A 21,807-nucleotide genomic window follows, 5' to 3' on the forward strand; every position below is an offset into this window, starting at 1 on the left:
GCGCGGCCGTTGTCGCACGCGCGTCCTGAAGTCGACCTTGTGTGCTCCCTGTGGGGTTCGGAAGAGTAGGCGCCGTTCGACCGGCACGGGTGTGGGTTCTTTCGTGTTCCGCCCCCGTGGCCGTACGCCTTCCGGTTCGGTGGGGTCCCCACAACCTCCCCGGGCCGTCCCCCCACAGGAGGACGTGAGTTGAAGCACCGACGCATACCCAGGCGCCGTGCACTGATGGCGGGTGCGGGCATCGCCGCACTGGCCGCCGGCGCGGTCACCTTCCAGACTGCGAACGCCAGCGAGGCCCCGGCGGACTCCGCGCCCCGGACCCTCTCGATCACCGCGGCCGGAAAGCTCGCCTCGACGCTCGCCCAGGACCTGGGCGCCGACGCGGCGGGAACGTACTACGACGCGAAGAGCAAGGCCCTCGTGGTGAACGTGCTCGACGAGACCGCCGCCGAGGCCGTCGAGTCGGCCGGCGCCAGGGCGAGAGTCGTGGCGAACTCCCTCGCCGAACTGAAGAGCGCGCGCACCACCCTCCAGCAGGACGCCACCATCCCGGGCACCTCCTGGGTGACCGACCCGACCACCAACAAGGTCGTCGTCACCGCGGACCGCACCGTCTCCGAGGCCGAGTGGGCCAAGCTGACGAAGGTCGTCGACGGGCTGGGCGCCAAGGCCGAACTCCAGCGCACCAAGGGGGAGTACAAGCCCTTCATCGCGGGTGGTGACGCCATCACCGGCAACGGCGGGCGCTGCTCGCTCGGCTTCAACGTGACCAAGGGCGGCGAGCCGCACTTCCTCACCGCCGGGCACTGCACCGAGGGCATCACCACCTGGTCGGACTCCTCGGGCAACGTGATCGGCGAGAACGCCGCGTCCAGCTTCCCGGACGACGACTACGGCCTGGTGAAGTACACGGCCGAGGTGGACCACCCGAGCGAGGTGAACCTCTACGACGGCTCCACGCAGGCGATCTCCGGCGCCGCCGAGGCCACCGTCGGGATGCAGGTCACCCGCAGCGGCTCCACCACCCAGGTGCACTCCGGCACGGTCACCGGTCTGGACGCCACCGTGAACTACGGCAACGGCGACATCGTCAACGGTCTGATCCAGACCGACGTGTGCGCCGAGCCCGGCGACAGCGGCGGCTCGCTCTTCTCGGGCGACCAGGCGGTCGGCCTCACCTCCGGCGGCAGCGGCGACTGCTCCTCGGGCGGCGAGACCTTCTTCCAGCCGGTGACGGAGGCCCTCTCGGCGACCGGCACGCAGATCGGCTGAGCACAGCACGTCACGACGTCCCGCCCCTCCGTCGCGGAGGGGCGGGACGTTCGTGTGTCCGGGTGTTTGCGCAGGTGGGAAGGGGTCGAACGGATGTCGCACACGCATTCGAAAATTGGTCTATGGTGGGGGTGAGGTAGCTGGGAACAGATGTTCGAGAGCCGGTCGGGGCTCACGAGTGCGGGAGGTGCGTGTGCCGGGTTTCACGCATCTGCACACCGTCTCCGGGTTCTCCCTGCGCTACGGCGCCTCCCACCCGGAGCGGCTGGCCGAGCGCGCCGCCGAGCGGGGCATGGACGCCCTCGCCCTCACCGACCGGGACACGGTCGCGGGCTCGGTGCGGTTCGCCAAGGCCTGCGCCAAGGCGGGGGTGCGTCCGCTCTTCGGGGCGGAGCTGGCGGTGACCGCCCCGCCGTCCCCGGGCGCGCGCGGGGACGAGGCCGTACGGCGTGACCGGCGCCGTACCCCGGTGCGCGGGGGTGCCTTCATCGACGAGTCGACACCCCGCGTCACCTTCCTCGCCCGGGACGGCGCCCGCGGCTGGGCCGGCTTGTGCCGGCTGATCTCCGCCGCCCACACCGCCACCGGACTTCCCCGGCTGACCTGGGACGACAACTATGCCGACGGTCTGACCGTGCTGCTCGGCCCCGACTCCGACGTCGGCCGCGCCCTCGCCGCCGGCCGCCCCGACCGCGCGGCCCGGCTGCTCGCCCCCTGGCGGGAGGTCTACGGGGACGCCCTGCGCCTGGAGACCGTCTGGCACGGACGCGAGGGCACCGGACCCGGTTCCCTGCGGCTGGCCGCCCGCACCCTGGGCTTCGCCGCCGAACAGCGGATCCGGCCCGTGCTGAGCAACGCCGTCCGCTACGCCGACCCCGGCCTCGGCCCGGTCGCCGACGTCCTGGACGCCGCCCGCCGCCTGGTCCCCGTCGACCCGGCCAAGGGGCTCGACTCCGGTGAGGCCTGGCTCAAGGACGCGGGCGCCATGCTGGCGGCGGCCGAGCGGATCGTGGAGGCCGCCGGCTTCCGGCGCGAGGCGGCGTTGCGGCTGCTGGAGCAGACGCAGGCCACGGCCGCCGAGTGCCTGGTCGACCCCGACGACGACCTCGGCATGGGCAGCGTCCACTTCCCCGAACCGCACCTCGTCGGCGCCGGCCGCCGCACCGCCCAGCGGACCCTCGCCTCCCGGGCGGCGGCGGGCATGGTGCTGCGCGGCTACGCCGGGCGCCGCGAGTACTGGGAGCGGATGCACCACGAGCTGGACATCATCGCCCACCACGGCTTCGCCTCCTACTTCCTGACCGTCTCCCAGGTCGTCGACGACGTGCGGGACATGGGCATCCGGGTGGCCGCGCGCGGCTCGGGCGCCGGCTCCCTGGTCAACCACCTCCTCGGCATCGCGCACGCCGACCCGGTCGGGCACGGGCTGCTGATGGAGCGCTTCCTGTCCAAGGAGCGGGTGGTGCTGCCCGACATCGACATCGACGTGGAGTCCGCGCGCCGCCTGGAGGTCTACCGCGCGATCATCGGCCGGTTCGGCACCGAGCGGGTGGCCACGGTCGCCATGCCGGAGACCTACCGGGTGCGCCACGCCATCCGCGACGTCGGGGCGGCGCTGTCCATGGACCCGGCCGAGATCGACCGCGTCGCCAAGTCCTTCCCGCACATCCGCGCCCGCGACGCCCGCGCGGCCCTCGACGAACTGCCCGAGCTGCGGGAACTGGCGGGGGAGAGGGAGAAGTACGGCAGGCTGTGGGAGCTGGTCGAGGCGCTCGACGCGCTCCCGCGCGGTGTCGCCATGCACCCCTGCGGAGTGCTGCTGTCCGACGCCTCCCTGCTGACCCGTACGCCGGTCGTGCCGACCAGCGGCGAGGGCTTCCCCATGGCGCAGTTCGACAAGGACGACGTCGAGGACCTCGGGCTGCTCAAGCTCGACGTGCTGGGCGTGCGGATGCAGTCGGCGATGGCGCACGCGGTCGCGGAGGTGGAGCGGGCGTCGGGGGAGCGGATCGACCTGGACGCGGTGCCGGAGGACGACCCGGCGACGTACGGGCTCATCCGGTCCACCGAGACGCTCGGCTGCTTCCAGATCGAGTCGCCGGGCCAGCGGGACCTGGTCGGGCGGCTCCAGCCGTCCACCTTCCACGACCTGGTCGTGGACATCTCGCTCTTCCGGCCCGGCCCGGTCGCCGCCGACATGGTGCGGCCGTTCATCGAGGCCCGGCACGGACGGGCGCCGGTGCGGTACCCGCACCCGGACCTCCGGGAGCCGCTGGAGGGGACGTACGGGGTCGTCGTCTTCCACGAGCAGGTCATCGACATCGTCGCCACCCTGACCGGCTGCGGGCGCGGTGAGGCGGACCGGGTGCGGCGCGGGCTGTCCGACCCGGAGTCGCAGGGACGGATCAAGGTCTGGTTCGCGCAGCGCGCGGAGGCGAACGGCTATGACGCGGAAACGATTCAGCGGACCTGGGGGATCGTGGAGGCCTTCGGCTCCTACGGCTTCTGCAAGGCCCACGCGGTCGCCTTCGCCGTGCCGACGTACCAGTCGGCGTGGCTGAAGGCGCACCACCCGGCCGCCTTCTACGCGGGACTGCTCACCCACGACCCCGGGATGTACCCCAAGCGGCTGCTGCTGGCGGACGCGCGGCGGCGCGGGGTGCCCGTCCTGCCGCTGGACGTGAACAAGTCGGGGGTCGCCCACCGGATCGAACTGGTGTCCGACCCGAAGGGTCCGGCGGTGTGGGGGCTGCGGCTGGCGCTCTCCGACGTGCACAACATCAGCGAGGCCGAGGCCGCGCGGATCGCCGAGGGGCAGCCGTACGCCTCCCTGCTCGACTTCTGGGAGCGGGCCCGCCCCAGCCGTCCGCTCGCCGGACGCCTCGCCCAGGTCGGCGCGCTGGACGCGTTCGGCGCCAACCGCCGTGACCTGCAACTGCATCTGACCGAGCTGCACCGGGGCGCCCGCGGCGGACGCGGCGACCAGCTCCCGCTGGCCGGCGGCCGCAGGACCGCCCCGGCCGGGCTGCCCGACCTCACTCCGGAGGAGAGGCTCAGCGCCGAACTGGGCGTGCTGTCCATGGACGCCTCGCGCCACCTGATGGACGACCACGGCGCCTTCCTCGCCGAGCTGGGCGTGGTCTCCGCGCGGCGGCTGCGCGAGGCCCGGCACGGCGACACGGTGCTGGTCGCGGGCGCCAAGGCGGCCACCCAGACCCCGCCCATCCGCTCCGGCAAGCGGGTCATCTTCTCCACCCTGGACGACGGCACGGGCCTGGTCGACCTCGCCTTCTTCGACGACTCCCACGACACCTGCGCCCACACCGTCTTCCACTCCTGGCTGCTGCTGGTCCGCGGGGTGGTGCAGCGCCGCGGCCCGCGCAGCTTCAGCGTGGTCGGCTCCGCCGCCTGGAACCTCGCCGACCTGCTGGAGATCCGCCGCGAGGAGGGACTGGAGGGGGTCGCGGCCCGGCTGGCCGGAGCGGCAGGCACCGGCACCGGGCCCGCCGACGACGGCGACGGCCCGGCCCGCAGGCGGCTCGCCGGATCGGAGGGGCGGCCCGCGCCGGCCGGCTCCGCGGCCAAGGACCCCATGGAGGACCGCAGGATCCGCATGCCCACCGGGTACGAGATGCACCCCTGGGCCGATCTGCGCCCCGCGGGCGAAGGGCCCGCGGCGGGAAGGAAGTTGTGGCACCGGAGTCCGGGGAGTGCGGGATGACCATCCTCTGCGTACGTTTCCAGCTGCCTCCGGCGGACGAGGCCGCCCTGCCCCGGCTGCTCGGCCTGCTGGAGGAGTTCACGCCCGTGGTGCAGGCCCTGCCGCCGGACGGGGCGCTGGCCGATCTGCGCGGCGCCGAGCGGTACTTCGGGCGCACCGCCGTCGAACTGGCCTCGGTGATCCGCGTCCGCGCCCTCGCCCTGCACGGCGTCGACTGCGCGATCGGCGCCGGGCCGGGCCCGATGACCGCCCGCATGGCGGCGCGGGAGGCCCGGCCGGGACTGACCCGCGCGGTGACCGCGGACGGTGTGCGGGAGTTCCTCGCCGGGCGGCCCGTCGTCGCGCTGCCCGGCGTCGGCACCAGGACCGCCCGCACCCTGTGCGAGTACGGCCTGGACACCCTCGGCCGGGTCGCCGCCGCGCCGCTGTCCACGCTGCAGCGGCTGGTGGGCGCGAAGGCCGGACGCGACCTGCACGAGAGGGCGAACGGCGTCGACCGCGACCGGGTCGTCCCCAACGCCCTCTCCCGGTCCCTGGCCACCGAACGCCCCTTCACCCGCGACGAACTGGACCCCGACCGGCACCGCCGCGCCCTGCTCTCGGCCGCCGAGGAACTGGGCGGCAGGCTGCGCGTCCTCGACACGGTCTGCCGCAACCTGACCCTCACCGTCCGCTACGCCGACCGGCTCCGCCCCGGCGGGGGAAACCCCACCACCCGCACCCGTACGCTCCCGGAGCCGACCGCGCACTCGGCCGCGCTCACCGAGGCGGCGTACGGCCTGTACGAGGCGCTCGGCCTCCAGCGTGCCCGGGTGCGCGCGCTCGCCCTGCGCGCGGAGGGGCTCGACCCGGCCGGCCGGGCCTCCCACCAGCTCACCTTCGATCCGGTGGACGAGAAGGTGCGCCGGATCGAGGAGGTCGCGGACCGCCTGCGGGCGAGGTTCGGCCCCCGCGCGGTGATGCCGGGGACGCTGGCCGCATAGGACCCGGCCGCGTAGGACCCGGCCGGGGAGGCGGCGGGGGCCGTGCGGGCCCGGGGCGAGGTGCCGGGGAAGGCGGAGCCGCGCGCTGCGCGGGAAGCTGCCGCGTATCGCACCCGGCGGGCCGGTCCGGTCCACTTGGTGAGCCCCTACCAACAAGCGGCGGCCGGCCGCCGGTTGGCCCCGGGATTTTTTACTGACCCGTAACTTCCAGCTTTTACTACTCGCCCGTAACTTGATGGGTGAACAGCATCCTCGTGATCCGGATCACAGGGCGTACGGACCCCACCTCCCCCCTGCACCGCAAGGAGATCACACGATGCTGCCCTGGAAGCGAGTGATCAGACCCCTGGCCGCACTCCTGCTGGCCGCCGCCGTCACCGTCCCCACCGCGGCCGGCGCCCACGCCGCCGACGCGCCGAACTCGGGCTGGAACGACTACTCCTGCGAGCCCTCCGCCGCCCACCCCCGCCCCGTCGTCCTGGTCCACGGCACCTTCGGCAACTCCGTCGACAACTGGCTCGGCCTCGCGCCCTACTTGAAGCACCGCGGCTACTGCGTCTTCTCCCTCGACTACGGACAGCTCGACGGCGTCCCCTTCTTCCACGGCCTGGGCCCCGTGGAGAAGTCCGCGGAACAGCTCGACGCCTTCGTGGCCGAGGTGCTCACGGCGACCGGCGCCACCGAGACCGACATCGTCGGCCACTCCCAGGGCGGCATGATGCCCCGTCACTACCTCAAGTTCCTCGGCGGAGCCGACGAGGTGAACGCCCTCGTCGGCCTCGCGCCCAGCAACCACGGCACCACGCTCAACGGCCTCACCCGCCTGCTGCCGTACTTCCCGGGCGCCGAGGAGCTGCTGAACGACACCACCCCCGCCCTCGCCGACCAGGTCGCCGGCTCCGACTTCCTCACCCGGCTCAACGCGGGCGGCGACACCGTGCCCGGCGTCCGCTACACCGTCATCGCTACCCGCTACGACGAGGTCGTCACGCCGTACGGCAGCGGGTTCCTGACCGGGCCCGGCGTGCGCAACGTCCTGCTCCAGGACCTGTGTCCGCTCGATCTGTCCGAGCACCTGGCGATCGGGCTGTTCGACCGGATCGCCTTCCACGAGGTGGCCAACGCCCTCGACCCGGCCCACGCCGAACCCACCACGTGCGCCTCGGCGTTCGACTGACACGTGCGAACGGCGGGAAACACGCCGGTGCCCTGTCCGGCCCGAGCCGCCGGACAGGGCACCGAGCCGGTTCAGCGGCCGTGCCGCCCGCCCGCGGTGCGCCGCCGCGCGGAGGCGAACAGCGCCGCCGAGCCCAGCGCCAGCGCCGCGGCGCCGCCGATCATCAGGTACGGGGTGGTGGCGTCGCCGCCGGTCTCCGCGAGGTTCCGCGCGGCACCGGCCGCCTCGGGCCGGTTGGCGGTGCCCGCGCCGGAGGTGTCCGCGCCGGAGGTGTCCGGGGCGCTGTCGTTCGACGCGACGGCCGGCTCCGCCGAGGTGCTGGCGTCGTCGTCACCGTGCCCGTGGTTCTCGACGGTCGACTTGTCGCCGCCCTCCTCGATCTGCTCCTGGGACGGGGCGGACGCGACCGGCGCCGGGGCGGCCTCCTGCGCGGGGGCGTCACCGCCGCCGGCCCCCGCTTCGTCCGCCCCGGGTCCGTCGGCCCCGGCCCCGTCGCCCCCGAAGGTGACGTCCGAGCAGGAGTAGAACGCCTCCGGGCTGTCCGACCGCTGCCACACCGCGTACAGCAGCTGCTTGCCCGAGCGCTCGGGAAGGGTGCCGGTGAAGGTGTAGAAGCCGCCCGTGGCGGCGGGGTCGGTGGACGTCGCCACCGGGTTCGCCAGGTCCAGGTCGCCCCAGGCCAGCGGCTGCGACGGGTCGTAGCCGGGCTTGGTGATGTACACCTTGAACGTCCCCTTGTGCGGGGCCGTCACGCGGTACTTGAAGGTGTACCGACCGCTGCTCACGCTCGTCGCCGGCCAGTCGGCCCGGGCCAGGTCCAGGCCCTTGAACGCCTCGCTGTTGGCGCTGCACAGCTTGCCGTCGGGAATGAGCTCCTGATGGCGTCCGCCCGCGTCACCGATGCGGACGCCGTTCCAGTCGTAGAGCGCCTGGGTGCCGCCGGCCGCGACCGCCGCCCGGCACCCCTCGGACTTCGGGTTCTCCGGGCCCTCCGCGAAGCACTGCGCGACCCGGCTGACCGGGTCGCCCATCGAACCGTGCGCGGACGCCGGCGCGGCGGACAGTCCGGTGAGGGCGAGCGGGACGAGACCGGCGGCGACAGCGGCCTTGCGGCGTGCGGACATGGGGCAGCAACTCCTCGACAGCGATCACTGGATCGGGGTGGGGGGTGGATCCCGTGCGGGGGTGGATCCCGTGGGGTGCCTCAGAAACTAGCCCCGGAACAGCGCGAAATCGCCCGCGGAACGCCCGTGGGGGAGATCCTTATGGCCGCGTTAAGGGAGTGCTCAGGCTGCGCTCAGGTAGCCACCGCGCGGGGCATGACCCACGACCGGATCCGGCCCTCCGTCGCCGCCGACGTCCCGGCCGCGCGGGCGACCGTCGACGCCGTCGAACGAAGGGTCACCGGCCCGCACGACCGCCCGCACCACCGCGAGCGCCCGCGCTGAACGGGCCGGACGGCGGGGGTCACCCCTCGGGCCACCAGGTGCGGGCGACGTCCTCGCGCACCTCCGGCCGCCCCGCGGGGCGCTCGTCGGCCCGCTCACGGACCCGGCGGGCGTCCGTCTTCCTCAGGGGCTTCTGCACGGTGACACGGCGCATGGCTGCCTCCTTCCGGGCCCACCGGGTTCCGTGGTCCCACGGAGGCGGACCTTTCGGGGGACAGTTCCTCATCGGTCCCCCTCTGTCTGTGGCCGCCGTCACCACCGGGACTGTCAGTGGCGGGTGTCACCCCGGGGCCATGAGCATCGACGGCGGTGACGGGGGCAGGTCCGGGTGGAGCGGCTGTCACCGGACACGGCGCTGTGGGGCCGAGCCGTGGACGACGAGCGCTACGCGGTGGTCACGGTCCCGCACTGATCCGGCACCCTCACCCGAGCAGCCCGCCCAGCCCGCCCAGCCCGCCCCCGCGGGCCCGGGCGTCCAGCTCGTCGAGCGCGGCCACCGCCGCGGCCGCCGCCTCCGGGTCCGTCACCGCCAGGCCGCTCGCCGCGAACTCGTCCTCGTCCAGCCGCCGTACGTCCGTGCCGTCCGCGGAGACCCACAGGTCGAGGTCGAGGTCCTCGACGACCAGCCGGCCGGCGGAGAGGCCGGCCGGGCGGGTGATGTCGCAGTAGTGGCCCTTGAGGGTGCCGTCGGCGGCGCGGACCTCCTTCACGGAGTACCACCGGTCGCGCCAGTAGTGCTCCGTGAAGACGTCACCGGGCTCGAAGCGGACGAAGCCGAAGTCGCGCACGCCGTCCCCCGCCCAGGGGGCGCGCACGGTGACCCGGGTGCCGTCGTCGCCGAGCAGCTCCGCCGGGTAGCGGATCTTCACGCGCCCCGCCTTGACCAGCACGACCTCCACCAGGGGCGGCCGCTCAGCCGAGTGCGCGGACATGGCGCACCTCCGTGGCGCAGACCTCGTAGCCGAACCACTCGTTGATCGCGATCATCGGCCCGTTGCCGGTGTCGTTGCCGGTGAACGCCTCCGTGTACCCGGCCGCGCGGGCGCGGTGCAGGGAGTCGTTCTTGGCGAGCTTGGCCAGCCCCCGGCCGCGGTGCGCCCGCGCGGTGCCCGTCATGACCGTGCCGTAGCGGGTGCCGCCGTCCGTGCGGGCCGCGGAGAAGGCGGCGGGACGGCCGTCGACCAGCGCCACCGAGGTCAGCTCGGGGCTGAACAGGGGGTGCCGCCAGGTCTCCGCCAGCCAGGCCTCGTAGTCGGTGAACTCCGTGTCCACGTCGCTCGGTTCGTCCGCCGTCGTCTCCGCGTCCAGCGCGAACAGCGGGCGCGGGTCGCCGGCGAAGTCCGAACCCTTGCGCAACTCCACGCCGGGGGGCGGGTCCTGGAGCGGTGGGAGGGCGCCGCCGGCCAGGTCCAGGCGGAGGAAGTGGGCGGCGCGGCTCGCCCGGTAGCCGTGCCGCTCGGCGAAGGCGCGGTTGCCCGGCTCGTCCAGCACCCAGGCGAACAGCCTGGTCGCCCCGTGCGCGGCCAGGTGCTCCTCGGCGGCGCGCACCAGCAGCGTCCCGGCGCCCCGGCGGGTGTGCCCGGGGTGCACGTACACGTTGACGTTGCCCTGGCCCGGCTCGGGGCTCTCGTGGGTCAGGTGCACCTGCGCCGTGCCGATCACCTCGCCGTCGGCCACGGCGACGAGGGGACGGTAGTGGGCGTCGGGGTGCATATGGGTGAGGTCGTGGGCCAGAGAGGCCGGGGTGACGAGGAGGAACGGCAGCGCGGCCTGGCGGACGCGGGCGAAGCCCTCGAGATCGGCGCGGGCGTCGGGGCGGAGATCGCGAACGGTCACACTCATGAAGGCGCACGCTACGGGGGGACGCGCCGGGGGTGCCTCTCATTTTCCGCCGGGTGCGGGACAATCGGGCCGTGAACGTGAAGATCCGGATCGATGACGGCACGCCGCCGTACGAGCAGGTGCGGGCGCAGATCTCCGAGCAGGCCCGCTCGGGGGCGCTGCCCGTGGGGTACCGGCTGCCGACCGTGCGGGGGCTGGCCGAGACGCTCGGCCTCGCCGCGAACACGGTGGCCAAGGCATACCGCGCGCTGGAGGCCGACGGGGTGATCGAGACGCGGGGCCGCAACGGCACGGTGATCGCCGCCGCGGGGTCGGCGGCGCAGAAGGAGGCCGCGTCGGCGGCACAGGCGTACGCGGAGCGGGTTCGGCGGCTGGGACTGGGCGAGGACGAGGCGCTGGCCGCCGTGCGGGATGCCCTGCGGGCGGCTTACGGGGGGTGAGCGCGCCGGTGCGGTGCGGCCGGCTCAGGGGAGGTTTCGTGGGGGTGGGGGCTCGGCGCCGGCCGCGGGTCGGCGGGGGCCGGTCGCGCGGTTCCCCGCGCCTCGGGGGTGCGGGTGACCGTCAGCCGGGCCGTACGGGCCAGGTGGGCGAAGCGGATCGCGTCGGTCACCGCCGCCGCGTCCGGGTCGTTGTTGAAGTACGCGTGCACGTCCTCACCGGCGGGCCAGGTGGTCGCGACGCGGTCGACCCAGGTCCGCAGCGACCGCCGGCCGTAGTGCGGCCACGGCTGGGCGCGGCCCTGGTGGAAGCGGACGTACCCCCAGTCGGCGGTGCGCCACAGCGGGGTCGCGGGGCGCCCCAGGACATCGGCCCAGCACAGGGCGGCCCCCCGCGCTTCGAGCACCGAGCGCACCTGGGGCGTCCACCACGACGCGTGGCGCGGCTCGACCGCCACCCGGGCCGAGGCGGGGAAGCGGCGCAGGCACGCGTCCAGCAGCTCCGGGTCCGCCCGGAGGGTGGGCGGGAGCTGGAGGAGCACCGGACCGAGCCGGTCGCCCAGCCCGGCCGCGTGGGTCATCAGGCGTTCCACCGGCTCCTCGGGGTCCCGCAGCCGCTTGATGTGCGTCAGGTACCGGCTCGCCTTGACCGCGACGACGAAGCCCGGCGGGGTGCGCGCCCGCCAGGTGGCGAACGTGTCCCGCGACGGCAGCCGGTAGAAGGCGTTGTTGATCTCCACGGTGGCGAAGCGCGCCGCGTACTCCTCCAGCCAGAGCCGCATCGGCAGCCCGGCCGGATACAGCACCTCGCGCCAGTCCTTGTACTGCCACCCCGACGTCCCGACGAACAGGGTCATGACCCCATGGAAACACCTAGAGGTACAGTCCCGCGTCCGCGTCGCCCCGCGGCTCCGGCAGTGCCGTCGGGGACGTGCCCCGGCGCAGCGCGTACAGCTCGGCCAGGGTCGCGCCCTCGCGGCCGACGCCCTCCTCGCGGCCCAGCCAGTTCACCGCCTCCGGGCGGGTCAGCGGCCCGACCTCGACGCGGGCCAGGCAGCGGCCGGGGCGCACCACGGCCGGGTGGAGACGCTCCAGGTCCTCGTTGGTGGTGACCCCCACCAGCACGTTGCGCCCCTGGCCGAGCAGACCGTCCGTCAGGTTCAGCAGCCGGGACAGCGCCTGCCCGGCGGTGTGCTTGGCCTCGCCGCGGATCAGCTCGTCGCAGTCCTCCAGCAGCAGCAGCCGCCAGCGGCCCTTGCCCGCCGCGTCCTCCTCGCCGATGGCGATGTCCATCAGGTAGCCGACGTCGGTGAAGAGCCGCTCGGGGTCCAGGACGCAGTCCACCTGGCACCAGTCCCGCCAGGAACGGGCCAGGGTGCGCAGCGCGGAGGTCTTGCCGGTGCCCGGCGGGCCGTGCAGCAGGAGCAGCCGGCCGGAGATGTCCTCGGGGGTGGTCCGCATCAGACGGTCCATCGCGTCCGCCACCGGTGCGGTGTAGTTGGGCCGGATCTCCTCCCAGGTGCCCGCCGAGATCTGCCGGGTGGTGCGGTGCGGGCCGCGGCGCGGGGAGACGTACCAGAAGCCCATGGTGACGTTCTCCGGCTGCGGTTCGGGTTCGTCCGCCGCGCCGTCGGTGGCCTCGTCGAGGATCTTCGCCGCGAGCTCGGCGCTGGTCGCGGTGACGGTGACGTCGGCGCCCCGGTTCCAGCGGGACACCAGCAGGGTCCAGCCGTCGCCCTCGGCGAGGGTGGCGCTGCGGTCGTCGTCCCGGGCGAGCCGCAGCACCCGCGCGTCCGCGGGCAGCAGGGTCGCGCCGGACCGGACGCGGTCGATGTTGACGGCGTGCGAGTACGGCTGCTCGCCCGTCGCGAAGCGGCCGAGGAACAGCGCGTCGACGACGTCGGACGGGGAGTCGCTGTCGTCGACGGTGAGCCGGATCGGCAGTGCGTCGTGCGGGTGCGAGGACATGCGGCCATGATCGGTCACACGGGCGCCGCGTGCACCCAATTTCCGGGGTCGCGCGGATTGTCGCCCGTGTGCGGTCCGACCCGGCGTGTTCAGTCCGGCGGGCGGCGGAGCAGCCGCCGGGTGCGCCGTACCACCGCGTAGCCCTTGGTCAGGGCGCGGTCGCGGGCGAAGGCGCGGGCGACGGCCCGCCCCTGGACCAGCCGTTCGAACTCGGCGGTGTCCGTCGACCGCCGTACCGTGACGCGCCGCAGGGCGTACGGCCCCTGGGCGCGGCGGGCGAGGCCGTTGCCGACGGCGAGCGCCTGGGCGTACCCCGTCTCCCGCACCGCCTCGCGCACCCGGCGGCTGGAGTAGCCGTAGGGATACGCGAACGAGGCGGGTACGGTGCCCAGCTGGTCGGAGACGATCTCCTTGCACAGGATCAGCTCGGAGCGCAGCGTGCCGTCGTCGAGCTGGTCGAGCTGCGGGTGGCTGTGGCTGTGCCCGCCGATCTCGACCCCGCCGTCGGCCAGTTCGCGCACCTGGTCCCAGTCCAGCATGGTGTCCAGACCGCCGCCGGTGTCGTACGGGCCGCGCAGCCAGCCCGTGGTGACGAAAACGGTGGCCGGGAAGCCGTGCCGGGCGAGCACGGGCAGGGCGTGCCGGTGCACGCCCTCGTAGCCGTCGTCGAAGGTGACCAGGACCGGGCGGGCGGGCAGCGGGCGGCCCGAGCGCCAGTGGGCGGCCAGTTCGGCGGTGGTCACGGGGGTGAGGCCCCGGTCCGCGATCACCGCCATCTGCTCGGCGAACGCCTCCGGGGTCACGGACAGGGCGCGGGTCGCCTCGCCGGGATCCGACGAGACGGCGTGGTACATCAGGATCGGCACGCGTGCGTCAGTCACGACGGCCCTCCCCGATCGCCACCACGGAGAAGGTGACCCCGCCCCGCCTGGCCCGTACGCTGCCCACCAGGTAACCGCCCGCCGCCGTGAGCACCCCGGCGACGATCGCGCCCGCGCGGCCCGCGCCGCCCGGCCGGGTCAGCAGGGCGTCGCGCAGGCCCCGCGCCACCCCGGCCGGCAGCACCCGTGTGGTGTACCGGCGTTCGGACTCCAGCCCCTTCTGCGCGCCGACGCTGCGGGCCACCAGCGCCTTGGACAGCCCCTCGGCGTACGTCCGCGTCCGGAAGTAGCGGAAGTGCTCGCGGGCCTCGGGCACCCGGTGGTGGATCACCGCCCGGTCGTCGATCAGCAGGATCGCGTCCGGCCGGGCGCGGCTGAGGCGGATGCACAGCTCCGTCTCCTCCCCGCCCAGCGGGCGCTTGTTGCCGTCGCGTCCGATGCCGGTGGCGAAGCCGCCCGCCGCGTCGAAGGCGCTGCGCCGGAACGAGGCGTTGCCGCCGAGGACGTTGCGCACCCGCACCCGCCCGGGCGGCAGGCCGCGGTAGGTGCAGCCCACCACCCAGTCGAACTCCTCGGGGAACCAGTCCGGGCGCCGGCCCGACGCCCACACCGGCTCGGTGCGCCCGCCGACCGCCATCACGCGCGGATCGGCGTAGCCCTCGGCGAAGTGCTTCAGCCAGTCGCGTTCGGCCACGGCGTCGTCGTCGAGGAAGGCGATGATCTCGCCGCGCGCGGCGGCGATGCCGGTGTTGCGGCCGGCGGACAGGCCGCGGGGGCCCGCGTTGGCGAGCACCCGTACGTCCCCGGCCTCCTTGTACTCCTTGCCCAGACGGTCCAGGAGAGCCTGGTTGTGGTCGACGACCAGGAGGGTCTCCAGGGCCGGCCGTGACTGCGCCCGTACCGAGGCGACCGCCGCGAGGACGTCCTCCCAGCGGTCCTCGGTGTAGGCGCAGATCACGACCGAGATGCCCGGGGTTCCGGGATCGCTCAAGACACCTTCCCCCGGACCGTGTCGAGCAGCGGCGAGCGGTGCGGGCGCCGGCGCAGCGCACGCCGGTTGGAGCGTTCCTGGAGGATCACCTTCAGCACGCGGAACCCGTCGCGCACGGCCCGCAGGTTGCTGGTGCCGTGGATGCGGAGGTACTCGTGGCTGGGGATCTCCTGCACCTTCAGACCGGCCTTGACGACCCGGATGTTCATCAGGGTCTCGACCTCGAAACCGGTGCAGTCGAGGTCGATCTTGTCCAGGCAGTGCCGCCAGAAGGCGTTGTAGCCGTAGCAGAGGTCGGTGTACCGCGCGCCGAACTTGCGGTTGACGACGGCGCACAGCACCCGGTTGCCCAGCTTGCGGATGAAGGTCATGTCGTCGGTGCCGCCGCCGTTGGCGAAGCGGGACCCCTTGGCGAAGTCCGCGCCGGAGACCAGCGCGGAGACGTAGCTGACGATCTCGTTGCCGTCGGCCGAGCCGTCCGCGTCGACCATCACGATGATGTCGCCGGTGCAGGCCTCGAAGCCGGAGCGCAGCGCGTCCCCCTTGCCCTTGCCGCGCTGTCCGACGACCTTGACGCCGGCCCACAGTTCGCGGGCCACCTCGACGGTGTTGTCGGTGGAGTTGCCGTCGACCAGCACCACTTCGTGGATCCAGTCGGGAAGCGTCTTGAAGACGTACGGCAGGTTCTCCGCCTCGTTCATGGCCGGTATCACCACGCTCACCGGTGGCGCGATGGCCAGGTGCGAGGAGACGGGCCGGTACTTGGTGCCGACGGTGGGCGGATCCTGGTCCGCGGTCGCCGGCGGCAGAACGGAGCTCATGAGTCTGGTCCCTCTCGTCCGGTGGACCGCCCGCCCCTCGGGCGGCCCGGCATTTCGTCCGGTTCGAAAGGGGGGTTCTCACCCCACGGCATGACGGACGGAACCGCCCCGCACGCATGGGTGAGCTGGCAAAACTGGTCGGCCGCGGAAACGCCGGCCGACCGCGCGGCACGGCCCGGTCACCGTTGTGGTCACCGGGCGCGGCACCCCCCTACCGCGCCCCGCGCCGGTTCGTCGCGGTCCTGAGCCCTCCCCTGGAGCCACGTACTGACGGACCGGTGCGGGTGAGAACTATGACGTTATTGACGTTTGAACCTGTATGGCAAGACCTGAGCGGGGTCTCGCTTTGATCCTTGCGTGTGCTTCTTGTCCTGATGTGCGGTCGGCATGGCCGAGTTTGCCCCTCAAGGCGTCGGATGCCGGGCTTCAATGTGGCCCACCCCGTAAGGGGCGTCAAGGGTGGGCCGTTCCCGCGGCCGGAATCAGGCGGAGATTGAACGTGAACAGGCCGAGTGGTGTCCGGTGTTGCAAGTTTTGACATGGACACTACCGATCAACGCGCGTAGTCACTACAACGGATCGTGCAGCGAACCTGCTAAATGGAGGCTCCATGAGACATCTCCGCCCAATGACGCTTCTGGGCTCACTTCTCCTCGCCGTCGTCGCGGCCCTCACCGGGACCGCGGCGGCGCAGGCGGCGACACAGGCCGCCCGCGGGCCCTATGTGGCGCTCGGCGACTCCTACTCCTCCGGAGTGGGAGCGGGCAACTACATCGGTTCCAGCGGTGACTGCAAGCGCAGCACGAACGCCTACCCCTACCTCTGGGCCGGCCTCAACTCACCCTCGTCGTTCTCCTTCACCGCCTGCTCCGGCGCCCGTACGGGTGATGTCGTCGCCGGTCAGCTCGGCCCCCTCAACAGCGGCACGAGCCTCGTCTCGATCAGCGTCGGCGGCAACGACGCGGGCTTCGCCGACGTCATGACGACCTGTGTGACCAGCAGCGACAGCACCTGCCTCGACCGCGTCAACACCGCGCGGGCGTACGTGTCCTCGACCCTGCCCGGCAAGCTCAACACCGTCTACTCGGCGATCCGCAGCAAGGCCCCGAACGCCCGGGTCGCCGTGTTCGGCTACCCCCGCTTCTACAAGCTCGGCACCGTCTGCATCGGCCTCTCCGAGACCAAGCGGAAGGCGATCAACGACGCGGCGGACCACCTCAACTCCGTCATCTCCCAGCGCGCCGGCGCCTACGGCTACGTCTTCGCCGACGTGCGCGGCATGTTCACCGGCCACGAGATCTGCTCCGGCAACTCCTGGCTGCACAGCGTGGACTGGACCAACATCGGCAACTCCTACCACCCGAAGGCCGTCGGCCACTCCAGCGGCTACCTGCCGGTCCTCAGCTCCGTCGACTGACCCGTCAGTTCCCGTCCGCCGAACCGGAAGCCGAACCGGAAGCCGCATCCGACGCCGGACCGGAAGCCGAAGCGGAGGCCCCGCCCGTCGGGGTCTCCGTCTCGCACGTCACCGAGAACGGCACCGTCGCGGAGGCCGTCCGCACCGGCTCCCGCACCTCCACCCCGATCGCGCTCTCGAACGTCCCGGCCCCCGAGTACGTCGTCACGGCCACCGTGTCCTGCCGGGAACGCCCGCCCCCTTCGGGGAAGGAGAGCGTCCGCCAGCCCGGATCGGCCACCGATCCGTCCTCGGCCACCCAGCGGTAGGAGACCTCGGCCGGCACCCGCCCCACCGTGAACGTCGCCGTGAACGCGGGCGCCTCCTCCCGCGGGGGCGGACAGCCCCCGGCGTACTCCGTGCGCGCGCCGGTCACCGTCACCGAGACGGTGTGCGGCGGGGGAGAGCTCTCCTCGTCGTCACGCCCGGTGGGGGAGGGGCCCCGCCCGTCCGGCTCCGTCGTCGCGCCGTGGCCCCCGGTCCCGCCGCCGGTCCCGTCACCGGTCGGCGCGGGGGAACTCGCCCGCCCCGGAGACGTGCCGGCCCCGGAGCCGCCGTCCTCGCGGTCGAGCAGCGCGTACGTCAGCCCGGCCAGCGCCAGGGCGAGGACGACCACACCCGCGACCAGGACGACGACGGCACGCCGGCCGCGCCCGGACCCGGTGACCGCGGTGGTCCCGCCCGGCCCCGCCGGGACCGGCGGCCCGGGCGCGGGCGTGCGACGCTCCGGATCCGGCGGGGGAGGCGCGGTCACCACGGTCGGGGCGTACGGCGCCGAACGCGCCGTGTCCGTGCGGGGAGCGCCGCCCGAGCCGATGGCCCGCAGCTCCCGTTGCGCCCCCTCCGCCGACAGCCGCTCGGCCGGGTCCTTGCGCAACAGCCCCTCGATGACCGGCGCGAGCGGACCGGCCCGGCGCGGCGGCGGCACCTCCTCGTCCACGATCGCCCGCAGGGTGCTCAGCGGGGTGTCCCGCCGGAACGGCGAGGCGCCCTCCACCGCCGCGTACAGCAGCACACCGAGCGACCACAGGTCCGACTCCGGGCCCGGGGTGCGGCCCAGCGCCCGCTCCGGGGCGAGGAACTCGGGCGACCCGACGACCTCCCCGGTCATGGTCAGCGCCGAACTGCCCTCGACCCGGGCGATCCCGAAGTCGGTGAGCACGATCCGCCCGTCGTTCCCGATCAGCACATTGGCGGGTTTCACGTCCCGGTGCAGCACCCCCGCCCCGTGCGCCGCCCGCAGCGCGGCCAGCACCTCCGCGCCGATGTGCGCGGCACGCCGCGGCGGCAGCGGGCCCTCGGCCTCCAGCACCTCGGCCAGCGACAATCCGCGCACCAGCTCCATGACGATCCACGGACGCCCGTCCTCCAGGGCCACGTCGTACACCGTGACCACGTTGCGGTCGGCGATCCGGGCCGCCGCCCACGCCTCGCGCTCCAGCCGCGCGTACATCCGCTCGACGTCGGACGCCGGGAGTCCGGCCGGGGCGCGCACCTCTTTGACGGCGACCTCGCGGCGCAGCAGGTCGTCACGGGCGCGCCACACGGTCCCCATGCCGCCCTCGCCCAGCGGCGCCAGCAGCCGGTAGCGGCCCCCGATCACCCGCTCACTGCCCGGTTCCTCGGACACGGCGCCCCCAATTCGCATCCGGGCGAAATCTCCCTTTCCTGAAGAAAGTAGCTCAGCCGAGTGCGGATGCCGCCCCCCTGAACACCAATCCGGCTCCCAGCACCACCACGGCGAACGCCGACACCAGGGGCGCGCTCCGGCGCACGAGCGCCGCCCACGGCGCGCCCGTCCAGCGCGGGCGCCGGGCCAGCAGCCGGGCCGCTCCGCCGCCCGCCCCGACGACCGCGCAGCCGGCCGCGGTGAGGGTCAGGGCCAGCCCGGCCCCGTACGCCACCACGAGCAGCAGTCCGAACCACGCCCGGCCGAGCGCGGCGGCGCCGACCAGCACCACCACGGCGGACGGGCTGGGCACCAGCCCGCCGGCGAAACCGAGCAGCAGGGCGCCGCGCAGGGTGGGGGCGGCGGGATGGGTGTGGGGGTGACCGCCGTGGGTGTGCTCGACGGGCCCGTGCCCATGGTCGTCGGGGCGCCCGTGGTGCCTGTGGTGCTGCCTGTGGTGCCCATGGTGCTCGTGGTGCCGGTGGCGCAGGGCGCGGCGTACGAGGCCCGCGCCGGCCAGGGTGACGAGGACGCCGCTCGCGATGCCCAGCCAGGCGAGCGCCGAGGGCGCGGCGGCCGAACCGGCCGTGACCAGCAGGCCCAGGGCGACCACGCCGAGGGTGTGGGTGACCGTGACCGAGGCGGCCATGGGCAGCACGTCCCCGAGCCGTGCCCCGCCCCCGCGCGCCGCGGCGGCGGCCGCCATCAGGGTCTTGCCGTGGCCGGGCGCGAGCGCGTGCAGCGCGCCGAGGACGACGGAGATCAGCAGGGCGAGCGCGGCGGGACCGGCGGTCAGGTGCCGCCGGGCGACCAGGTCGTCGAGCGCACGCGTCCAGCGGTCGGCGGCGCGCGGCAGGACGGCGGAGGCGGGCGCGTCGCCCCGTTCCCCGGTCAGCGCCGGGCCGCCGGGCCGGACGGTCAGGGCCGCGGTCCCGGTGTCGGCCGGGGAGGACGCCGACCGCCGCGGATACCGGGTCAGCTCGGCGGACACCGACCGCTCCGGTACGTCCGAGGCGGTGAGCGTCGTACGGTCGCCCCGCGCGGTGATCTCCCGCCACCCCGGCCCGGACGACGCGCCCGCCCCACGGAAGCCGACGTCCACCGTCCTGCCCGCCGGGAGCGGAGCGGCCAGCCCGCACTCCACCCGCAGGGTGTCGAGCCCCGCCTGCCCGGGCCGTACGCGCGCGTGGGCGCCCCGTACGGTGAGCGGCACCGCCCGCCCGTCGACGCGCACCTCGCTGTCCCGCGCCGCCGCGGCGCAGCGCTGCCGGGCCCAGGTGTCCCGGCCCAGCCGGCCGATGTCCGGCCGGGCCTGCGCGGCCGGGATCTCGGCGAGGTCCTCGACGTGGCGGACGCGAAGTTCGCCGGGCGCGGCGACCAGACCGTCGTAGCGGTTGACGGTGAAGTCGCCGAGCGGGTGGGCGCCCGCCGTCGTGGCCGGGAGCAGCGCGAGCGCGCCCGCGGACGCGAGGACGGCGGCGGCGAGGGCGGCGGCGCGACGACGGGGGATCACCGTGCCCCCTCCAGGTCCTTCAGCGCGGCCCGGGCCGCACGGGCGCCGAGCGGCGAGAAGCCCGGGTTCAGCTCCAGTGCCTCGGTGAGGGAACTCCGGGCGGCGCGGTCGTGCCCCGTGGCCTTCTCGATCACGCCCCGGTGGTAGAGGAAGGCGGCGTCGCGGTATCCGGTGGCCGTGGCCCGGCGGGCGTACGCGAGGGCCTCCCGGTCGCGGCCGTTGACGTGCAGGGCCCAGGCGAGGGCGTCCGCCGTGTGCACGGTGTGCCGCCGGTCCCACTCCGCGCGGGCCGCGCGCAGTGCCTCACCGGCGTCGCCGTGATCGGCGGCGGCGAGCGCGGTGTCGAGGCCGGGCTCGACACCGCCGGCGCGGGCCAGCGCGGTCCAGGCGTCGACGAGGGCGTACTGCTCCCGTGCCCTCGCGCGGTCGCCGTCGGCGCCGCGCTCCTCGTACAGCTCGCCGAGGGCCACCAGGGGGCCGGGCAGCGGGGCGCGGACGACGACCCGCTCCAGCGTCTCCACGGCGCCGGGCCGGTCCCCGCTCGCGGCCAGCGCCCTGGCCCGGCCCTCCAGCGCGGGGAGGTGGTCCTCGTCGGCGGCGAGCGCCCGCGCGTAGTGCCGCAGGGCCGTCGCGTGGTCGCCCCGGCTCCAGGCGAGCCGGCCCAGCGCGGTCGCGACGTACGCCACGTCCGCGGGCGAGGACGCGCTGTCCAGGGCCCGTTCCAGCACCTTCCGCGCGGTGCCCGCCTCGCCGCGCAGCTCCCGCACGTAGGCGTACCGAGTGAACACCGGGATCCCGGGACGCCTGCGGTCGGCGGTGGCGGCGGCCGCGGCGGCCTCGTCGTACCGGCCGAGCTCGACCAACGCGTCGATACGGGAGCACAGGGCGCGTTCGCTGTAGGGGTTCTGCTCCAGGGCACGGTCGGCGTGGGCCAGGGCGGCGCTGAAGTCGTGCCGGGCGGCGGCGAGGGCGGCCCGTCCGGCGAGGGCCTGCTCGTTGCCCGGCTCCAGGGCGAGGGACCGCGCGAGGGCCCGCTCGGCGCGCGGGTAGGGCGAGGGGTCGCCCTGGGTCCGCGCCTGTTCCACGAGGGCGAGGCCGAGGGCCGCCCAGCCGCCGAAGTCCCGCGGCTGGGCCCGCAGATGGGCCTCCAGTGAGCGGATCCCGGCCACGGGACCGGCCCCGGCGAGCAGACCGGGCGCGAGCGCCCCGGCCGCCGGTGCCGCGCCGGTGCCGGACCGTGCCGCGTCCCGGACGCCTCCCGCCGCGACGGCCCCGCCGGTCAGGGCGACGGCCAGCAGGACGGCGCACGAGGCGCGACGCAGCCCCCGTCCGCGCCGGGCAGCGGCGGCGAAGCGCCGCAGGGCCGCGGCGCGCCCGGCGGGGTCCCCGTCAGCCTGGCCGCCGTCCGCCTCCGCCCCGAGCCCCGTCCCACCTCCCGGCGGATGCCCGTCGCACGGCGCGTGTCCCGGTGGTCCGTGCGGTGCCCTTCGGTGCCCGGACGGCGGCGCCGGTGCGGGCGGTGTGCCGCCCCGGTCGCTCTCGCGGGCGCTGTCGTGCGGGTGCGGAGCCATGGCCTCTCCTCGGGATCGGCGGCGCGGCCCGTGCCGTGGGGGGAAGGGGACGGGCCG

Annotated in this window: 19 protein-coding genes and 1 pseudogene; 8 read left to right on the plus strand and 12 right to left on the minus strand. The window is 74.6% G+C overall.

Annotated elements, in window-relative coordinates; translation table 11 throughout:
* The first annotated feature begins 189 nt into the window (after positions 1-189).
* The 4 genes from FHX78_RS27870 to FHX78_RS27885 all read left to right on the plus strand — a co-directional run bounded on the left by FHX78_RS27870 (position 190) and on the right by FHX78_RS27885 (position 7,153).
* Positions 190-1,272, plus strand: a complete 1,083-nt coding sequence (locus FHX78_RS27870) for a S1 family peptidase (RefSeq protein ID WP_145870155.1) — start codon at positions 190-192, stop codon at positions 1,270-1,272.
* 193 nt (positions 1,273-1,465) lie between these two features.
* Entirely contained in the window at positions 1,466-4,993 is a 3,528-nt protein-coding gene (locus FHX78_RS27875; RefSeq protein WP_145870156.1) for a DNA polymerase III subunit alpha, read from the plus strand.
* Positions 4,990-5,976, plus strand: coding sequence for a DNA polymerase Y family protein (locus tag FHX78_RS27880; protein WP_145870157.1), 987 nt, complete (start codon positions 4,990-4,992; stop codon positions 5,974-5,976). Before FHX78_RS27875 ends, FHX78_RS27880 begins: the two co-directional genes overlap by 4 nt.
* Positions 5,977-6,292: 316 nt before the next feature.
* A complete protein-coding gene (locus tag FHX78_RS27885) occupies positions 6,293-7,153 on the plus strand; it encodes an esterase/lipase family protein (protein WP_145870158.1) in 861 nt (286 codons plus the stop codon).
* A 71-nt stretch (positions 7,154-7,224) separates the two neighbouring features.
* Here FHX78_RS27885 and FHX78_RS27890 read toward each other — a convergent pair whose 3' ends face one another.
* Positions 7,225-8,277, minus strand: coding sequence for a lytic polysaccharide monooxygenase auxiliary activity family 9 protein (locus tag FHX78_RS27890; protein ID WP_145870159.1), 1,053 nt, complete (start codon positions 8,275-8,277; stop codon positions 7,225-7,227).
* Positions 8,278-8,472: 195 nt separating this feature from the next.
* Here FHX78_RS27890 and FHX78_RS37975 point away from each other — a divergent pair, with 195 nt between their 5' ends.
* A complete protein-coding gene (locus tag FHX78_RS37975) occupies positions 8,473-8,601 on the plus strand; it encodes a hypothetical protein (RefSeq protein WP_268257201.1) in 129 nt (42 codons plus the stop codon).
* Positions 8,602-8,620: 19 nt separating this feature from the next.
* On the opposite strand, the gene FHX78_RS37980 is transcribed toward FHX78_RS37975, so the two are convergent.
* On the minus strand, positions 8,621-8,755 hold the full coding sequence (locus FHX78_RS37980; RefSeq protein ID WP_145870160.1) for a hypothetical protein: 135 nt from the start codon (positions 8,753-8,755) through the stop codon (positions 8,621-8,623).
* Positions 8,756-8,917: 162 nt separating this feature from the next.
* Here FHX78_RS37980 and FHX78_RS37645 point away from each other — a divergent pair.
* A pseudogene (locus tag FHX78_RS37645) lies at positions 8,918-9,013 on the plus strand (SAM-dependent methyltransferase); the annotation flags it as partial.
* 10 nt (positions 9,014-9,023) lie between these two features.
* Here the strand turns inward: FHX78_RS37645 and FHX78_RS27905 are convergent.
* Positions 9,024-9,533: a ribonuclease FAU-1 family protein gene (locus tag FHX78_RS27905; protein WP_145870161.1), complete on the minus strand. Its 510-nt coding sequence runs from the start codon at positions 9,531-9,533 to the stop codon at positions 9,024-9,026.
* On the minus strand, positions 9,514-10,443 hold the full coding sequence (locus FHX78_RS27910; RefSeq protein ID WP_145870162.1) for a GNAT family N-acetyltransferase: 930 nt from the start codon (positions 10,441-10,443) through the stop codon (positions 9,514-9,516). The genes FHX78_RS27905 and FHX78_RS27910 overlap by 20 nt, the downstream gene beginning before the upstream one ends.
* A gap of 71 nt (positions 10,444-10,514) precedes the next feature.
* Between FHX78_RS27910 and FHX78_RS27915 the strand changes: the two genes are divergently transcribed.
* Complete coding sequence (locus FHX78_RS27915; protein ID WP_167531871.1) at positions 10,515-10,883, plus strand: GntR family transcriptional regulator; 369 nt, start codon at positions 10,515-10,517, stop codon at positions 10,881-10,883.
* On the opposite strand, the gene FHX78_RS27920 is transcribed toward FHX78_RS27915, so the two are convergent.
* From FHX78_RS27920 to FHX78_RS27940, 5 genes are all read right to left on the minus strand, one after another.
* Entirely contained in the window at positions 10,871-11,737 is an 867-nt protein-coding gene (locus FHX78_RS27920; protein ID WP_145870164.1) for a DUF72 domain-containing protein, read from the minus strand. The genes FHX78_RS27915 and FHX78_RS27920 overlap by 13 nt on opposite strands.
* 16 nt (positions 11,738-11,753) lie before the next feature.
* Positions 11,754-12,848, minus strand: a complete 1,095-nt coding sequence (locus FHX78_RS27925) for a DUF5925 domain-containing protein (RefSeq protein ID WP_145870165.1) — start codon at positions 12,846-12,848, stop codon at positions 11,754-11,756.
* Between the two features lie 89 nt (positions 12,849-12,937).
* Positions 12,938-13,729 carry a polysaccharide deacetylase family protein gene (locus FHX78_RS27930; RefSeq protein ID WP_145870166.1) on the minus strand — a complete coding sequence of 264 codons (792 nt, stop codon included), beginning with the start codon at positions 13,727-13,729 and terminating at the stop codon, positions 12,938-12,940.
* Entirely contained in the window at positions 13,722-14,720 is a 999-nt protein-coding gene (locus FHX78_RS27935; RefSeq protein WP_145870167.1) for a glycosyltransferase family 2 protein, read from the minus strand. Before FHX78_RS27935 ends, FHX78_RS27930 begins: the two co-directional genes overlap by 8 nt.
* Positions 14,717-15,541 carry a glycosyltransferase family 2 protein gene (locus FHX78_RS27940; protein WP_145870168.1) on the minus strand — a complete coding sequence of 275 codons (825 nt, stop codon included), beginning with the start codon at positions 15,539-15,541 and terminating at the stop codon, positions 14,717-14,719. The genes FHX78_RS27935 and FHX78_RS27940 overlap by 4 nt, the downstream gene beginning before the upstream one ends.
* A gap of 610 nt (positions 15,542-16,151) precedes the next feature.
* Between FHX78_RS27940 and FHX78_RS27945 the strand changes: the two genes are divergently transcribed.
* On the plus strand, positions 16,152-16,958 hold the full coding sequence (locus FHX78_RS27945; protein ID WP_145870169.1) for an SGNH/GDSL hydrolase family protein: 807 nt from the start codon (positions 16,152-16,154) through the stop codon (positions 16,956-16,958).
* 4 nt (positions 16,959-16,962) lie between these two features.
* On the opposite strand, the gene FHX78_RS27950 is transcribed toward FHX78_RS27945, so the two are convergent.
* Genes FHX78_RS27950 through FHX78_RS27960 form a run of 3 tightly spaced genes read right to left on the minus strand, consistent with a single transcriptional unit; the run spans position 16,963 to position 21,750 of the window.
* A complete protein-coding gene (locus tag FHX78_RS27950; RefSeq protein WP_145870170.1) occupies positions 16,963-18,645 on the minus strand; it encodes a serine/threonine-protein kinase in 1,683 nt (560 codons plus the stop codon).
* Between the two features lie 34 nt (positions 18,646-18,679).
* Positions 18,680-20,176 (minus strand): nickel transporter, encoded by a 1,497-nt coding sequence (locus FHX78_RS27955; RefSeq protein WP_145872185.1) that lies wholly within the window; start codon positions 20,174-20,176, stop codon positions 18,680-18,682.
* A complete protein-coding gene (locus FHX78_RS27960) occupies positions 20,176-21,750 on the minus strand; it encodes a tetratricopeptide repeat protein (protein ID WP_145870171.1) in 1,575 nt (524 codons plus the stop codon). The genes FHX78_RS27955 and FHX78_RS27960 overlap by 1 nt, the downstream gene beginning before the upstream one ends.
* Between the last annotated feature and the right edge of the window lie 57 nt (positions 21,751-21,807).

Source organism: Streptomyces capillispiralis (assembly GCF_007829875.1).
Classification (GTDB): domain Bacteria; phylum Actinomycetota; class Actinomycetes; order Streptomycetales; family Streptomycetaceae; genus Streptomyces; species Streptomyces capillispiralis.

Bases quoted from the DNA above. Each gene is read 5' to 3' on its own strand.
- FHX78_RS27940 (WP_145870168.1), bottom strand. From the start codon at position 15,541: ATGAGCTCCGTTCTGCCGCCGGCGACCGCGGACCAGGATCCGCCCACC.
- FHX78_RS27920 (WP_145870164.1), bottom strand. From the start codon at position 11,737: ATGACCCTGTTCGTCGGGACGTCGGGGTGGCAGTACAAGGACTGGCGC.
- FHX78_RS27945 (WP_145870169.1), top strand. From the start codon at position 16,152: ATGAGACATCTCCGCCCAATGACGCTTCTGGGCTCACTTCTCCTCGCC.
- FHX78_RS27925 (WP_145870165.1), bottom strand. From the start codon at position 12,848: ATGTCCTCGCACCCGCACGACGCACTGCCGATCCGGCTCACCGTCGAC.
- FHX78_RS27880 (WP_145870157.1), top strand. From the start codon at position 4,990: ATGACCATCCTCTGCGTACGTTTCCAGCTGCCTCCGGCGGACGAGGCC.
- FHX78_RS27890 (WP_145870159.1), bottom strand. From the start codon at position 8,277: ATGTCCGCACGCCGCAAGGCCGCTGTCGCCGCCGGTCTCGTCCCGCTC.
- FHX78_RS27905 (WP_145870161.1), bottom strand. From the start codon at position 9,533: ATGTCCGCGCACTCGGCTGAGCGGCCGCCCCTGGTGGAGGTCGTGCTG.
- FHX78_RS37975 (WP_268257201.1), top strand. From the start codon at position 8,473: ATGACCCACGACCGGATCCGGCCCTCCGTCGCCGCCGACGTCCCGGCC.
- FHX78_RS37980 (WP_145870160.1), bottom strand. From the start codon at position 8,755: ATGCGCCGTGTCACCGTGCAGAAGCCCCTGAGGAAGACGGACGCCCGC.
- FHX78_RS27885 (WP_145870158.1), top strand. From the start codon at position 6,293: ATGCTGCCCTGGAAGCGAGTGATCAGACCCCTGGCCGCACTCCTGCTG.
- FHX78_RS27950 (WP_145870170.1), bottom strand. From the start codon at position 18,645: ATGCGAATTGGGGGCGCCGTGTCCGAGGAACCGGGCAGTGAGCGGGTG.
- FHX78_RS27910 (WP_145870162.1), bottom strand. From the start codon at position 10,443: ATGAGTGTGACCGTTCGCGATCTCCGCCCCGACGCCCGCGCCGATCTC.
- FHX78_RS27960 (WP_145870171.1), bottom strand. From the start codon at position 21,750: ATGGCTCCGCACCCGCACGACAGCGCCCGCGAGAGCGACCGGGGCGGC.